Here is a 14826-nt window from a genome sequence, read left to right on the forward strand (position 1 = left end):
CTTTAGAGGCCGGATTCGGGATCGCGGCGGAAGGTCTGGGAATAGGAATAGCGGTCGGCGGGATGGGTATTGATCGCCATCTCGATCACCTCGCCGCGTGCGTTCAGATATTGGCGCGTCAGCCGCAGCCCGGGCGCGTCGGTCTCGGTTTCGAGCAGCGTGGCGATCGGTGCGCGGATCGCCACCGCCTCGATCTGCTGGCGAACCTCGGCGACGCGCTCGCCGAACTGTTCCTCGATCCGGCTGAAGATCGGCATCGACCCGACATCGTCGTCCAGCTTCAGGCTGCGAAACGCCGGGTGGAGATAGATGTCCGAATAGGAGATCGGGCTGGTCCCGGCGGCGCGGCGCAGCGCGCGGAGATGGAGCCAGGTCTGGCCCGGCGTCGCGCCGACCTGATCGGCGATCGGCCCCTCCAGCACGATCGTCTCGCGCGCGATGATCGTGAGGCGGGTCTCGTTGGTATATTGCTGGAGATCGGACAGCCCCTCCATCACCTGGCGATAGGCGGCCGGTCGCGACAGCCCGAGGACTCGCGTGCCGACCCCCGCCTGGCGCGAGACCATGCCCGACTGCACGAGCCGCTTGATCGCCTCGCGGACGGTGAAGCGGCTCGCGCCGAACTGATCGCACAGGTCGAACTCGGTCGGCAGCAGCGTGCCGATTGGATAGCGCCCGTCCTCGATCTCGTTGATCAGCGTCTGGGCGAGTTGCAAGTAACGCGGTTGCTGACGAAGCTGGGGCATTGGATATCCATCGGTCGCTTTGTCGGGTGATCCGGACAATAACTTATCGTTCAATGCCTTGGCGTTCGATGCAAGCGCTGGTGTCACCGTACCGCGCCGCGGGTCCGCAAGTCCGCCACATCGTCGCCGGTATAGCCGAGCGTCGCGAGGATCGCGTCGGTATCCGCGCCGAGCGCCGGCGCCGCCTTGTCCGGATGCTCGACACCGCCCGCGCGGATCGACGAGGCGATGCCGGGCAGGGGGCCGTGCTCGGGATGCTGGAAGTCGATGATCCGTTTCGACTCGGCGAGAAACGGATTGTCGAGCGCCTGCTGGACGTCGAGCACGGGCGCAGCGGGCACGCGGCCTTCGAACAGCTGCATCCACTGCGCGGTCGTGCGGGTCGAGAGCACCGCATCCAGATCGGCATTGAACGCGGGCCTGTTCTCCAGCCGTGCGGCGAAGGTCGCATAGCGCGGATCGGTCGCCCATTGCGGACGCTCGATCAGGCCGCACAGGACCTCGAAGAACTTCTCCTTGTTGCACATCACGAAGATCCAGCCGTCGCTGGTGGTGTAGAGCTGGCTCGGGGTCAGCGACGGGTGGCTCGAGCGCGACGTGCGTTCGACGGTGACGCCGCCGTTGAGATACCACTCGGCGACATAATTGAGGTTGCCGAGCGCGACGTCGAACAGGCTGACGTCGAGATCGCGGCCGATCCCGCTGCCGCGCGCCGAGACGACGCCCGCCAGGATCGCGAGCGCCGCGGTGGTGCCCGTCATGAAGTCGACGATCGACAGCCCGAAGCGCGCAGGCGGGGTGCCGGGCTCGCCGGTGAGCGACAAATAGCCCGCCTCGGCCTGCATCAGATAATCATAGCCCGGCCACGCCGCGCGACTGCCGGTGCGGCCATAAGCGGAGAGGTGGACGCACGCGATCGCCGGATTGAACGCCGACAGCGCCGCATAATCGAGCCCGAGCTTGGCGGGCAGGTCGCCGCGCAGATTGTTGAACACGACGTCCGACTCCGCGACGAGCTTCTCGAGCACCGCGCGCCCGTCCGCGCTCTTCAGGTCGAGGCCGATGCTGCGCTTGTTGCGGTTGAGCGATTCGTAGAAATGGCTGTCGCCCGGCGCGAAGAAATACGGGCCGACATGGCGGCCGATATCGCCGCCATCCTTGTGGTTCTCGATCTTGATGACCTCGGCGCCGAGATCGGCAAGTTGCTGCGTACCGAAGGGGCCCGCGCCATATTGCTCGACCGCGACGATGCGGAGCCCGGCGAGCGGCTGATTGGGGGCTGGCTGGCTCATGCCGGGTTCCGCGCGATGATCTGCTTGGCGATGATGATGCGCTGCAGCTCGTTGGTGCCCTCACCGATCGTCAGCAGCGGCGCGTCGCGGTAGAGCCGCTCGACGTTATATTCCTTCGAATAGCCGTAGCCGCCGAAGATCCGCATCGCCTCGATCGCATTCTCCAGGCCGGCTTCGGTCGCGAAATACTTCGCCATGCCCGCCTCCATGTCGCAGCGCTCGCCGCGGTCATACGCATTGGCCGCAGCCTCGGTCAGCAGGCGCGCGGCGTAGGTGCGCGTGGTCATCTCGCCGAGCTTGAGCTGGATCGCCTGATGCTCGCAGATCGGCTTGCCGAACGTCTTGCGCGTCTGTGCATAGGCGACCGCCTCGTCGAGCGCCGCCTGCGCAATCCCGACGCCGCGCGCGGCGACGTTGATGCGGCCGAGCTCGAGCCCGCCGAGCACCTGCTTCAGCCCGACGCCCTCGACCCCGCCGATCAGCCGGTCGACCGGCACACGGTACCCGTCGAAGGTCAGCGCGTTGCTGTCGATGCCCTTGTAGCCGAGCTTTTCGAGCTTTTTGGAGACGATGAACCCGTCGCCCTTCTCGGCGATCAGCAGGCTCATCCCCTTGTGGCGCGGCTCCGCGGTCGTGTCGGTCTTGACCAGCAGCAGGATGGTGTTGCCCGAGCCCGAATTGGTGATCCACATCTTGCTGCCGTTGACGACATAGTCGTCGCCGTCGCGGACCGCGGTGGTGCGGATCGCCTGAAGGTCGGTGCCCGCGTCGGGCTCGGTCAGGCCGATTCCGCCGCGCAGCTCGCCGGTCGCGAAGCGGGGCAGATAATGATCCTTCTGCGCGTCGGTGCCGCAGCGCTGGACGGTCATCGCCATGATCATGTGGCTGTTGATGATCCCCGCGACCGACATCCACACGGTCGAGATCTTCTCGATGATGCGGGCATAGGTCAGCGTCGAGACCCCGAACCCACCGAATTCGGGCGCGATCATGAGCCCGAACAGGCCCATCTCCTTCATCGTGTCGACGATCTTCTGCGGATATTCGTCGTCATGCTCGAGCTGGTGGACGAACGGCTTCACATCGGTTTCGAGGAACTTGTCGATCGAATCGAGAATCATCACCTCTTCGTCGGTCATCGAGGCGGCGGGGAGAGCGGACTGGGTCGTCATGAGGGATCTTCCTTGAATTCAGGCGCGCTGGGCGAGGATGTCGCCGAGTGCGGAAGCGGGGTGCCGGTCCATGTCGAGCACGGCGGCGCGGATGTGGGCGGCACGGGTCGAGTCGACCGTGCGGTCGGCGTTCTCGGAATATTTCGCGTCGATGTCGGCGTTGCTCAGCGGTCGGTCGGACGCGCCGCGATTGATCGCCTCGCGGTGCGCGAGCCTGCGCCCATCGCGGGTTTCGACGATCACTTCGCCGGTGAAGTGCTTGGGATAATCGCTGTCGGGATCGATCGCGTAGGTGACGCGCGCGGCCAGATCGAGAACGTCGGGATCGTTCAGCGCGGCCGGATCGAGCGCATCCAGCGTGAACTTGCCCGTCAGCAACGCGGTGGCCACGGTGTAGGGGATCGAGAATTGCGCGTCATAGCCGGTGCGCGGCGTCCGCTTCGGTGCGACGGGTTCGCACACGATCGGGATTACCGCCTCGGGCACCAGCACGGTGACCTGCGCGATATCGGCTGCGGTCAGCCCGTGCTGCGACCGCAGCGCGATCGCGGCGTCGATCGCGGCGTGCGTCATGTGGCAGGCGGGCAGCGGCTTGACCGACACCGCCTCGATTTCCCAGGTCTCGCCGATCCCGGCGGTCGCCTGGTCGAGCAGCGCAGGGGCGGCGTCGCGCAGATAGAGCGCGAACAGCCCGAAGCGCCCCTCATAGGCGGCGGGCGGCCCGACGAAGCCGCGCTTGGCGAGCGTCGCCGCGGTCAGCGCGGAACTCGCCGCCCAGCCGGGGTGGAGCCGCTTGGTCCAGGCGCCATCGGCGAGGAATTCGAGGCTGCCGCCGGCCATCGACAGGACGATGCCCTGCGCCATCGCGATCTGCTGCGCGTCGAGGCCGAGGAGCCTGCCCGCCGCGAGCGTCGAGCCGAACGCGCCGATCAGTCCGGTCGGGTGAAAGCCAAAGCCATGGAACCCGCCCGCACCGACCGCCGCGACGCGGGTCGAGACCTCCATCGCCGCGATATAGGCGACGAGCAGGTCGGCCCCCAATGCACCCGCCTTGTCCGCCGCGACGAGTGCGGTCGGAAAGGCGCTGACGGTGGCATGGATGATCCCGCGCGCATGCGTGTCGTCATAGTCGAGCCCGTGCATGACGAGGCCGTTCATCAGCGCCGCATCGCGCATCGCCAGCGTGCGGCCATAGCCGAGCACGGGGGCGGAGCCGCTGCCGAGATCCCCGGCGGCGGCGAAGCTCGCCTCCGCCCAGGGTGCGCCGACCGCGGCGAGGCCGGTACCCACGGAGTCGAGGATCAGGTACCGCGCACGCTCCTTGACCGGGTCCGGGATGGCATCGATCGTCAGGCGCGTCGCGAAGTCGGCATAGGTTTGCGAGAGCGTCACTTGGCGGCCCCCCCGGTCACCAGCGAGTCATCCGAGACATCGTCGAGCGACTGGCCCGTGGTCTCGATGTTCAGCAGCCCGACCGCGGCGATCATGCAGGCAAGCACCACGCCGACCATGCCGAGCACCCCGTGGAGCCCGAAGCGCTCGAACAGCGCGACCGTCGCATAGGGCGTGAGCATCGAGGCGGCGCGTCCGCACATCCCCGCGAACCCGGTGCCGCGCAGGCGGTAGGCGGTCGGGAACAGCTCGGGGATGTAGGCAAACAGCGCGAGCGTCACGAGCGTGTAGATGCTGGAGACGAGCAGGAAGCCGGTCAGCGGCACCATCAGGTCGCCCTGCGCAGTGGGATAGAGGAAGCCGAAGATCATGATCGCGACGGCGGCCGCGATCAGCGAGGCGCGGCGCGAGATACGGTCGGCGATGCCGATCGCGACGACCGCGCCGAACACGCTGCCGAACGACATCAGCGTCGTATACCAGAGCGAGGTGACGATCCCGGTCCCGTGGCTGACCAGGAAGGTCGGCAGCCACGCGACGAACCCGTAGACCGAGACGTTGACCGCGATCGCGGCCAGCGTCGCGGCGATCAGGCGGCGACGCAGCTTGGAGCCGAACAGCGCGCTGAGCGGCGCGTGGACCTGCTGCACGGCGCGGACCTCGGGGACCTCCGCCAGCGGGCCCTTGTGCGCGACGACTTCGGCTTCGATCTCGCGCAGCGTCGCCTCGGCCTCGTCGTTGCGACCGACCGATTCCAGCCAGCGCGGCGATTCCGGCATCTTCTTGCGCATCACCCAGACGATCAGCGCGAGGATGCCGCCGATCGCGAACATGTAGCGCCAGCCGAGCGTCGGGATGACGATGTACCCGACCGCGGTCGCGACCAGCAGGCCCGAATTGACGACCATGCCCATGATCGACACCCAGCGCCCGCGATAGGCAGGCGGGATGAACTCGCCGAGCGTCCCCGCCGCGACGACCAGCTCGGCACCGAGGCCGATGCCCATGATGAAGCGGCAGACGATCAGGAACGGCATGTTCGGCGAGAAGATCGCAACGATCGACGCGAGCCCGAACAGCGCGAGGTTGAACTGGTACGACGCACGGCGCCCGAAGCGATCGCCGACATAGCCGGCCATGCCCGCGCCGATCATCATGCCGAGGAACGTCATCGACATGAACACCGCGGCCTGCGCCAGCGTCGAGAAGCCCTCCGCCTTCAGCGCGGCGATCACGCCACCGGCCAGATACACGTCGAACGCGTCGAGGAACGCGCCCGCGCTGATCAGCCCCAGGATACGCCAGTGGAATCGGGAGATGGGCAGACGGTCCAGCCTGGCTCCGGCGTTGACGGCGATGGTACTGGCCATGGGGCTACCTCTCAAGGGAATGGCGATGCGTCGGGGCGTCTTGGTCGAGGCTCTCGCGGCGCATGCGGGGGATGTCCGGCCACCAAGGGCAGCCGGTTAGCCGGTCGAATTACTTGTCGTCGGGGGACTCGCCGCGCTTGTAGACCAGCGAGTTGCGCGTGAACTCCATGATCTGCTTGGCGTCCTGGTTGAAGGCGCGCGTGCGCGTCGTGACGATCCCCTGGGTCGGGCGCGACTTCGACTCGCGGATCTCGAGCACTTCGGTTTCCGCGGTCAGCGTGTCGCCGCCGAACACCGGATGCGTCAGCTTGATCTCGGTCCAGCCGAGATTGGCGGGCGACTTGCCGCTGACGTCGTTGACGGTCATCCCCAGCACGATCGCCAGCGTCAGCCCGCTATTGACCAGCAACCGGCCGAACTCGCTCTTCGCGGCATATTGCGCGTCGCAATGCATCGGGTGCGCGTTCATCGTCATCAGCGAGAACTGGATATTGTCCGCGTCGGTGATCGTCCGTCCGGGGCGGTGCTCGTAAGTGTCGCCGACGACGAAATCCTCGAGATAGCGGCCATAGCTTGCGCGGTAGCGCTGCTCGCCGACCTTGATAGCCGATAGGCTCATACATCCTCCTTATCGCTTTGTACGGACATTACCGAACTTGCTCCAGGTTTACAAGTCCGCTGCGGTGCCGGCGTTTAGAACGCCACTTCGGCGCGGGCGGCAAACGTGTCGCCGGAATCGCGCCCGACGAAACTGCCCGTCCGGTTGTCGGTACGGAAATGCGTATAGTCCGCCATGAAGCGGAAATTGTTGGTCAGTGACCAGTTCAACCCGATCGTGCCGGCCGTACCGGTGCCGCCAAGCGGAAGGCTCGAACTGTCGAGATCCTCGTAGCGCACCACCGCCTCCAGCGCGCCCCAGCCCCCATCGAGCACCGAGTTCAGCACGTTCGGCGCGACATAGGTGCCGCTCCGCGCGGAATAGGTCGGTGTCTCGCCGGTGATCCAGAACCCGCCATTGACCGACAGTGCCTTGATCTTGCCGCTGCGGAAGGTCGAGGTCGGCCCGCCATGCACGGTGCGCTGGCCATATTCGCTGAACGCATAGAACGGCCCGAGCGTGCCGCCGAGTTCGAGCCCGAACGCCTTCGACCCATCGGCGCCGGTCAGCGCGGCGGATTCGACGCGGACGCTGTTGTTGAGCGCGCCCGCCATGCCCTGCGCGAAAGTCGTCGGCAGCGTCGTGTCGGGGATGTTCTCGCTATACGCCCAGCCGCCGATATGGATCAGCCCGCGCTTGGTCAGGACCGGGTTCCAGTGCGCGCGGCCCAGGAACATGCGGTTGTCGCTGCGCGTGAAATCGCTGTCGATCGCATCGCCGTGCACGCCGAAGCTCGCATGCCAGTTCTTGCCGCCCGCGCGGCCGACCGCGCCCATCAGGAAGACCTTGCCGCCCTGCGTCGCGAGCGCGGTGGTGTTGATGTTGGTGGTAATGAACGGATTTGCCGTCGACGCGGTGCCGATGTCGATGCCGCGATCGGTGATGAGATTGCCGAAGCGGACGTCGGCGTCGGTCTTGCCGAACTTCTCGCGGTAACCGACGAACGCCTGCACGACCTCGGTCGCGTTGCGGCGGAAATCGGTCTCGAACTGGTAGAACAGATGATCGCCGATCGTGCCGATCGCCCCGACTCGGAACTGGCGCAGCGTCGAGACGGTAATGTTGCGACGGTCGAAATCGGATCCGCCCGTCGACGACACATCGGCGAGCAGTCGCCCGCGCATCTTGAAGGTGAACTTGCCGTCGCGGCTGCTGAACACCGGTGCGCCCCGGCTCCAGTCGACCGCGAGGTCGGCGGGCAATGCGACCCCGCCGGTGCGGGTCACCTGCTCGTTGCCGACCGGGACGGGGGCGATCTTGGCGCCGGCATCACGCTCCTGCTTGGCGACCTGCACGGGAGTCGACACGCGTACCGGGGCGGCCGGTATCGGGGCAGGGGGTAAGGGCGCTGCCGGCGCATTCGCGGCCAGTGCGCGTCCTGCTCTCGCCTTGGCGGTGGCGATCAGCGTATCGGCGCGTTCGCGGCTGACCAGCTTGTTCTCGACCATCTCGTCGATCAGCGCGAGCATCGTCTGGTACGATGCATCGGTATCGAGCGGCGATGGCGACGGGGACAGCGGCGGCGACGAAGTCTGGGCATGCCCCGCCGATGGCAGCATGGCGAGCAACGCGCAGAGCGATACGGCGTACGAATGACGCATACAGACATCCTCAAGTGACCGGGCTCACGTCATCGGCATCGTCCGTCTTCAGCGGCGCGACGTCCCGAGATCAGCCTCGCTAGTTCGACTTGATCTTAATGTCCGTACAAATGCGCTGTCAACGTCGTTCTGTGCGGTGAACGGAGCGGCGACCCGATCAGGGCATGTGCGGAATGGTCGTGCGCGGTGCCAGATCCGGCCGCAACCGGATCAAACCCTCCTGCGTCACATGCGCGATCGCCCGCCCGTCGCGGCTGTGGAAGACGCCGCGCCCGATGCCGCGGCCATGGCCCGACCACGGGCTTTCGCACGCATAGAGCAACCAGTCGTCGAGCGGCACGTCCTCGTGAAACCACATCGCATGGTCGAGGCTGGCGGTCTGCATGCTGCGATCGAACATGTTGACGCCGTGCGGGATCAGCGATGCGCTGAGCAGCGCATAGTCCGACAGATAGGCGAGGATGCCGCGGCGCAGCGCCGGGTCGGCCGGCGCGCGGCCGCGCAACCGGATCCAGACATGCGACACCGGCGCGCCGGGCTCGGTCTGGAGAAACGCGGGGACGCCGCACGGGCGGATATCGAAGGCGGACGGTCGGCGAAGGAACGCGGCGGCCTGTGCCGAGCGGTCCGCATAGTCGCTGGCGAGCATGTCGAGCGAACGGAGCGCCTCCGGGGGCGGAAGATCGGGCATCGCGACCGCATGCTCCAGACCGGCTTCGGGCCGTTGGAACGACGCGGCCAGCGTCAGGATCGTCGCGCCGCGCTGGCTGGCGGTGACGCGGCGGTTCGCGAACGACCTGCCGTCGAAATCGCGTTCGACGCGGAAGATGATCGGGTGCGTCTCGGCGCCCGCACGCAGGAAATAGGCGTGCATGCTGTGCGCAACCGCGGGCCCGTCGACCGAGCGCTGCGCCGCCATCAGCGCCTGCGCGGCGACCTGTCCGCCGAACACGCGCGCGCTGGCGCCGGGCCGCTGGTGTCCCCGAAAGAGGTCGGTATCGAGCTGTTCGAGGTCGAGCAGGGTGACGAGTTCGGCGGTCAGGTCTGGCGTTGAGGGTCGATCGATCATGGTCGCCCGTACCCCGCGATCGCCGTTGGTCAAAGCCGGCGCGTCAGTTGCGCTCGGCGGCGAGCGGCTTGGTCGGCGCGATCTCGTCGACGCGTCCGGCCAGGTCCAGCAGGTCGCGGTGCAGTCGGCCGGCCGCGAAGGCGAGGCCGAACACACGGCCCGACGCTTCGAAGTCCAGCGTCGCGGCGGCCTCGCTTCGGCGGAAGAGATCGAGCGCGGTGCCGAACGTGCGATAACAGGTCTCGACATCGCCGCGGTCGACGGTTCCGCGCGTGCGCAGCGCCTCCGAACACCGTGCCGCCAGCGCCGCATGCGCGGTCAGCATCGTCGCCGACGGCGTGGCGAGCGCCGCCATCGCCGCAGGCGGCAGCGGCTCGTCGAGCGCGCGACCGCTCAGCACGAGGTCGTTGCGGATCCGCCAGAGCGTGCGCGGCACCGCCGCCGGAATGCCGTGATCGGCAAGGCGCGACGCCCGTTCGCGGTCGGCGTCCTTCATCGCCAGTTCGACCGCGGCCAGCGCCTGGCGGAGCGCGGCGTGATCGGGTGACGAAGGCAGTGCGAGCCCGGCCGTCAGTGCGTCGGCCTGTGTGTGCAGCATGCGTTCGATGTGCCGCAGCACGGCGCGCGTGCGCGCGATCACGACGCCGTGCGACCGCGCCGGCAGGATCAGCATCGCCGCCAGCACGCCGATCACGCCGCCCAGCCCGATCTCGATGATACGGTCGCGGACGAACAACTGCACCGAGGCGCCCGGCGGCGCGCTCAGCAGCATGATCGCCGCGGTGACCGGCGCGATCCGCAACCGCGGTCGCAGCGACGCGACGAGTGCGGCAATGCCGGTGACGGTGACGAGCACCAGGCCGAGTTCGAGCGTGTCGGTTCGCCCGAGCGCCGCGCCGATGCCGCCGAGAACCGCGCCCAGCAACGTGCCGAGCAGGCGATCCGTCGCCGCGCCGAGCGTTCCGCCGATCGACGCCTGCATCACGATCAAGACGGTGAAGACCGCCCAATAGCCTTCGTGCAGCCCCATCGTCTTGTAGGCAGCAAACGCCGCAGCGGTCGCGACGATCACGCGCACCGTCTGGCGCAGGCTGTCCGCATTCGCCTTGATCAAGGCACTCGGCCGCAATTCCACTGTCAGCGGGCTTTCCTTCGATCGTTGCCGGACAGGTCGTTAGCAGCAATGCCGCGACCCGTGATCGTAAATCGCAGCACGCCAAGCGATCCATTGCGGGGCCGATGACCATGGACCTGGTCGGCAAAGCGCGGCATCCTCTCGCCATGAACGACGATACTGGTCCGCAACAGCCGATGATCCACCGGGCGCGCACGATCGCGACCGGTCTGGCCGATGTCGGGCTGACGCATGCCGAAGAGCTGCTCCGCCGCCTGTCGCCCGAAGGCCGCGAGCAAGCCCGCCGCGAGCGCGAGGCGAAGGCGCGACGGCAGAAGCGGGTGATGATCCGGCTGGTCCTGGCGGCGATGGCGTCGTTGGTGGCTTTCGGATTGGTCGCGATCGTCGCCCCGGCCGGGCTGTCGCTGGCCGTCGCGTCGGTGCTGATGCTGCTGCTCGTCACTTTGGTGTTCCTGCGCGCCGATCCCCCTGCGCCGGGACGCGAAGCCTTGACCGAGGCGCCACTCGCGACCCTGGCCGAGCACGCCACGATCTGGCTGGCCGCGCAACGCCGCGGGCTACCACCGCCCGCACTCGTGCTGGCCGACGCCATGGCTGGTCGGCTGGAAGCGCTTGCGCCGCAGCTTGCGCGCCTCGATTCACGCAGCCCCGCGGCGGCGTCGCTGCGCAAGCTGATCGCAGAGGAGCTCCCCGCTTTGGTCCAGGGGTGGCGCATGGTGCCTATTCCGGCGCGGCGTATCCGTCATGCCGATGGCCGCACGCCGGACGAGCATCTGGTCAACGGCCTGCAGATCATCAACGCGGAGCTCGGTCGGGCATCGGAGCAGCTCGGCAAGACGACGCTCGATGATATCGCGGTGCAGGGGCGCTATCTGGAACTGAAATACAGCGACACCGGCCACGCCATATGACGCGTGCACCGCGCTAGCCGCACGCTGGTCTGACCGCGCGCTGTTCGCCGTACCGGTGGCCGCGCGTCCGCGGCATCGGATCACCCCGTGGTCGCGACGCTGAAATTCTGGACCAAGGCTGCGCGCTGACCGAGCGGCGGCGATACGGCGACGGCTTCACCGATCAGCAGCAGCGACGGATCGGAGTCGCTGATCGTCTCGACTAGGAACGCCAGCGCCGACAGTCGGCCGCGGATGATGCGTTCGGTCGGGAGCGAGACGTTGACCGCGACCATCACCGGCGTGTCGGGCGCGCGCCCGGCGGCGATCAGTTCGCGCGCGACTTGGGCAGCGGCGGCGCGACCCATATAGACCGCGAGCGTGGCGTCGGGCGCGGCCAGCGCGGTCCAGTCGAGATCGAGCGCTTCGCCGGCGCGGGCATGCGCGGTGACGAAGGTGAGTTTGCGCGCGAGGCCGCGTAGCGTCAGCGAGGCGCCGCCCGAGGCTGCGGCGGCGCTGGCGGCGGTGATGCCGGGGCAGATGCGGACCGCGATGCCATGCGCGGCGAGGTGGTCGAGCTCCTCGGTCGAGCGGCCGAAGATCGACGGGTCGCCGCCCTTGAGGCGGACGACCCGCTTGCCCGCGAGCGCCGCACTGGCGAGCAGCACGTTGATCGAGACCTGGTCCTTCGAATGGCGGCCCGATCGCTTGCCGACGCCGACCAGCTCGGTGCCGGGCGGGACGAGCGCGAGAACACCCGGGCCGACCAGCGCGTCGTAGAACACGATGTCGGCCGCCGCGAGCAACCGCTCGGCCTTGCGCGTGAGAAGGTCGGGATCGCCGGGGCCGGCGCCGACCAGCCAGACCGAACCGGGCGGGAAATCATGCGACATTGGCTGATCCTTGCGTGACGAGGAGTTTGGCGAGGGCAGGGCGGCACGACCCGCAATTGGTGCCGGCCTTCAGCGCGGCACCGATGGCGGGGACGTCAGCGAGATGCTGGTCGGCGATCGCGGCAAGGATCGTCTTCAGCCCGACGTCGAAGCACGCGCAGACGATCGGCCCGCGATCGATCTGCACGCCCGGCGCGCGGCCGGCGAGCAGGGTGGGCGCCGCAACCGCCTCGCTCAGTTGCGCGACGAGCCAGTCGCGGGGTGGCAGCGTGGCGTCGCGGGTGACGAACAGGACGGCGGCGAGTCGGCCATTGTCGAGGATCGCGATCCGGCGGCTGCCGCGGGCGGAGTCGATCGCCTCGATTCGCTGGCCTTTGGGGAGCAGCGCGTCGAGTGCGCCCGCGTCGCCATCGCCCGCCATGTCCCACGCCGTTCCGCACGGCACGGCGACGCGCGTCGCCCACAGGCAATCGGGGCGGCGCGCGAGTTCGCCGCGCACGACGATGAAGCCACGCCATTCGGTGGCCACCGCCTCGATCCGCACGGGAGTCGACTTGAACCCGGGCTGGCCCGAGATTGGATCGGCAAGCGGGCGGGGGAGCAGCCCGGTGCGGCCGCCAGTCGCGGTCCGATCGGTCCAGTGGATCGGCACGAACAGCTCGCCGATCCGCTGCGTCGCGGCGACACTCGCGCGAAACACGCTGTCGCCCTGCGGCGTCGACACGCGCGCCAAGCCGCCATCGACGATCCCCAGCCGCGCAGCATCGTCGGGGTGGATCTCGACGAGCGGCTCCTCGCGGTGCCGCGCGAGCTTGGGCGACAGACCGGTGCGCGTCATGCTGTGCCACTGGTCGCGGTAGCGCCCGGTGTTGAGCGTCATCGGCCATTTCGCGAGCGGCGCCGCCATCGGCTTCTGTACGACCGGCACCAGCCGCGCGCGCCCGTCCGGCGTCGAGAACCGGCCATCCGCGAACGGCGTGCCGCCCCAGCGAAACGGCGCCATCGCGTCATAGTCCGCATTGCCCTTGGCCGCGTGACCGGGGAGCGCGAACAGTCGCGCGCCATCATTTTCATAGGCCGACAGCCGGCAATGCTCGCGCCAGATCTCGGCGGGGCGATCATAGGGGAAGGCGCTCTTCCACCCCATCCGCCGCCCGACCTGCGAGACGATCCACCAGTCGGGTTTCGCCTCGCCGGGCGCGGCCAGGAACGCGCGCTGGCGGCTGATCGTGCGGTCGGAGTTGGTGACGGTGCCGTCCTTCTCGCCCCAGGCGGCGGCGGGCAGGCGGACATGCGCGTGGACCGACGTGTCGGTCGTCGCGACCACGTCGGAGACGACGACGAACGGGCACGCGGCCAACGCCTCGCGGACGCGGCCGGCATCGGGCATCGAGACCGCGGGGTTGGTCGCCATCACCCAGAGCGCCTTGATCCGGCCGTTGCCGAGCTCGCGGAACAGGTCGACCGCCTTCAGTCCCGGCTTGGTCGCCATGTTGGAGGCCGCCCAGAACCGGCCGACGCGCGCGACGTTCTCGGGCGCGAAATCCATATGCGCGGCGAGGCTCGAGGCGAGCCCCCCGACCTCGCGACCGCCCATCGCGTTGGGCTGGCCGGTGATCGAGAAGGGGGCCGCACCCGGCTTGCCGATGCGGCCGGTCGCAAGGTGGAGATTGGTGATCGCGTTGACCTGATCGGTGCCCGACAGCGACTGGTTCACGCCCTGGCTGAACAGCGTCACGGTGCGCGGCGTCGCGGCGAACAGCTCGAAGAAGCGCCTGAGGTCTTGCGGCGAAACGTCGCAGGTGCGCGCCACCGACCACAGGTCGCTGCCCTCGCCGAGTTGATCCCAGAACGCGTCGGGTGTCGCGACATGCGCGGCGAGATAGGCATGGTCGACCACGCCCGCGTCGCGGCACCAGGCGAGCAGGCCGTTCATCAGCGCGACGTCGGTGCCGGGTCGGACCGCGAGATGCAGGTCGGCCTCGTCCGCGGTCTCGGTCCGGCGCGGGTCGATCACGACGAGCTTGGCGCCGGCCTCGCAGCGCGCGCGGATGCGTTGATAGACGATCGGGTGGCACCAGGCGGTGTTCGATCCGACCAGCACGATCAGGTCTGCCGCGTCGAGATCGTCGTAGCTCGCGGGCACGATGTCCTCGCCGAACGCGCGCGTGTGCCCGGCGACCGCGCTCGCCATGCAGAGCCGCGAATTGGTGTCGATGTTGGCCGAGCCGATAAAGCCCTTCATCAGCTTGTTGGCGACGTAATAATCCTCGGTCAGCAACTGCCCCGAGACGTAGAAGGCGACGCTGTTCGGCCCGTGCTGCGCGATCGTGTCGCGGAAGCGTCTGGCGACGAGGTCGAGCGCCTTGTCCCACGATGCGCGCCGCTGGCCGATCATCGGCGTGAGGAGGCGGCCCTCGAGCCCGATCGTCTCGCCGAGATGCGTGCCCTTCGAGCAGAGCTTGCCCGCGTTGGCGGGGTGGTCGGGGTCACCCTTGATCGTGACGCCGCGCTCACCGGTCGGCGTCGCGAGGATGCCACAGCCGACTCCGCAATAGGCGCAGGTCGTGCGGACGGACGTCATTAGCCCTCTCCCCCTCGGGGAGAG

General features: G+C 68.3%; 12 protein-coding genes. 1 reads left to right on the forward strand and 11 read right to left on the reverse strand.

What is annotated here, in order from left to right; translation table 11 throughout:
- Positions 1-2: 2 nt before the first annotated feature.
- From ASE79_RS07570 to ASE79_RS07610, 9 genes are all read right to left on the reverse strand, one after another.
- A complete protein-coding gene (locus tag ASE79_RS07570) occupies positions 3-716 on the reverse strand; it encodes a GntR family transcriptional regulator (protein WP_235516801.1) in 714 nt (237 codons plus the stop codon).
- A gap of 113 nt (positions 717-829) precedes the next feature.
- Positions 830-2038 (reverse strand): CaiB/BaiF CoA transferase family protein, encoded by a 1209-nt coding sequence (locus ASE79_RS07575; RefSeq protein ID WP_056414227.1) that lies wholly within the window; start codon positions 2036-2038, stop codon positions 830-832.
- Positions 2035-3210 carry an acyl-CoA dehydrogenase family protein gene (locus ASE79_RS07580; protein ID WP_056414229.1) on the reverse strand — a complete coding sequence of 392 codons (1176 nt, stop codon included), beginning with the start codon at positions 3208-3210 and terminating at the stop codon, positions 2035-2037. Before ASE79_RS07580 ends, ASE79_RS07575 begins: the two co-directional genes overlap by 4 nt.
- Before the next feature lie 18 nt (positions 3211-3228).
- Positions 3229-4602 carry an MmgE/PrpD family protein gene (locus ASE79_RS07585; protein WP_056414232.1) on the reverse strand — a complete coding sequence of 458 codons (1374 nt, stop codon included), beginning with the start codon at positions 4600-4602 and terminating at the stop codon, positions 3229-3231.
- On the reverse strand, positions 4599-5972 hold the full coding sequence (locus tag ASE79_RS07590) for an MFS transporter (protein WP_056414235.1): 1374 nt from the start codon (positions 5970-5972) through the stop codon (positions 4599-4601). Before ASE79_RS07590 ends, ASE79_RS07585 begins: the two co-directional genes overlap by 4 nt.
- A 109-nt stretch (positions 5973-6081) precedes the next feature.
- Positions 6082-6591, reverse strand: a complete 510-nt coding sequence (locus ASE79_RS07595) for a MaoC family dehydratase (protein WP_056414239.1) — start codon at positions 6589-6591, stop codon at positions 6082-6084.
- Positions 6592-6665: 74 nt separating this feature from the next.
- Positions 6666-8231, reverse strand: coding sequence for an OprO/OprP family phosphate-selective porin (locus ASE79_RS07600; RefSeq protein ID WP_056414242.1), 1566 nt, complete (start codon positions 8229-8231; stop codon positions 6666-6668).
- A gap of 157 nt (positions 8232-8388) precedes the next feature.
- On the reverse strand, positions 8389-9300 hold the full coding sequence (locus ASE79_RS07605; protein WP_056414245.1) for an acyl-CoA thioesterase: 912 nt from the start codon (positions 9298-9300) through the stop codon (positions 8389-8391).
- A 43-nt stretch (positions 9301-9343) separates the two neighbouring features.
- Complete coding sequence (locus tag ASE79_RS07610; protein WP_200910339.1) at positions 9344-10414, reverse strand: FUSC family protein; 1071 nt, start codon at positions 10412-10414, stop codon at positions 9344-9346.
- Positions 10415-10581: 167 nt separating this feature from the next.
- Between ASE79_RS07610 and ASE79_RS07615 the strand changes: the two genes are divergently transcribed.
- Complete coding sequence (locus ASE79_RS07615; RefSeq protein ID WP_162237014.1) at positions 10582-11346, forward strand: hypothetical protein; 765 nt, start codon at positions 10582-10584, stop codon at positions 11344-11346.
- 80 nt (positions 11347-11426) lie between these two features.
- Here ASE79_RS07615 and cobA read toward each other — a convergent pair whose 3' ends face one another.
- Both cobA and ASE79_RS07625 read right to left on the reverse strand, forming a co-directional pair.
- Positions 11427-12218 (reverse strand): uroporphyrinogen-III C-methyltransferase, encoded by a 792-nt coding sequence (gene cobA / locus ASE79_RS07620; protein WP_056414253.1) that lies wholly within the window; start codon positions 12216-12218, stop codon positions 11427-11429.
- Positions 12208-14802: a nitrate reductase gene (locus ASE79_RS07625; RefSeq protein WP_056414257.1), complete on the reverse strand. Its 2595-nt coding sequence runs from the start codon at positions 14800-14802 to the stop codon at positions 12208-12210. Before ASE79_RS07625 ends, cobA begins: the two co-directional genes overlap by 11 nt.
- Between the last annotated feature and the right edge of the window lie 24 nt (positions 14803-14826).

It is taken from the genome of Sphingomonas sp. Leaf28 (assembly GCF_001421685.1).
Taxonomy (GTDB): domain Bacteria; phylum Pseudomonadota; class Alphaproteobacteria; order Sphingomonadales; family Sphingomonadaceae; genus Sphingomonas; species Sphingomonas aurantiaca.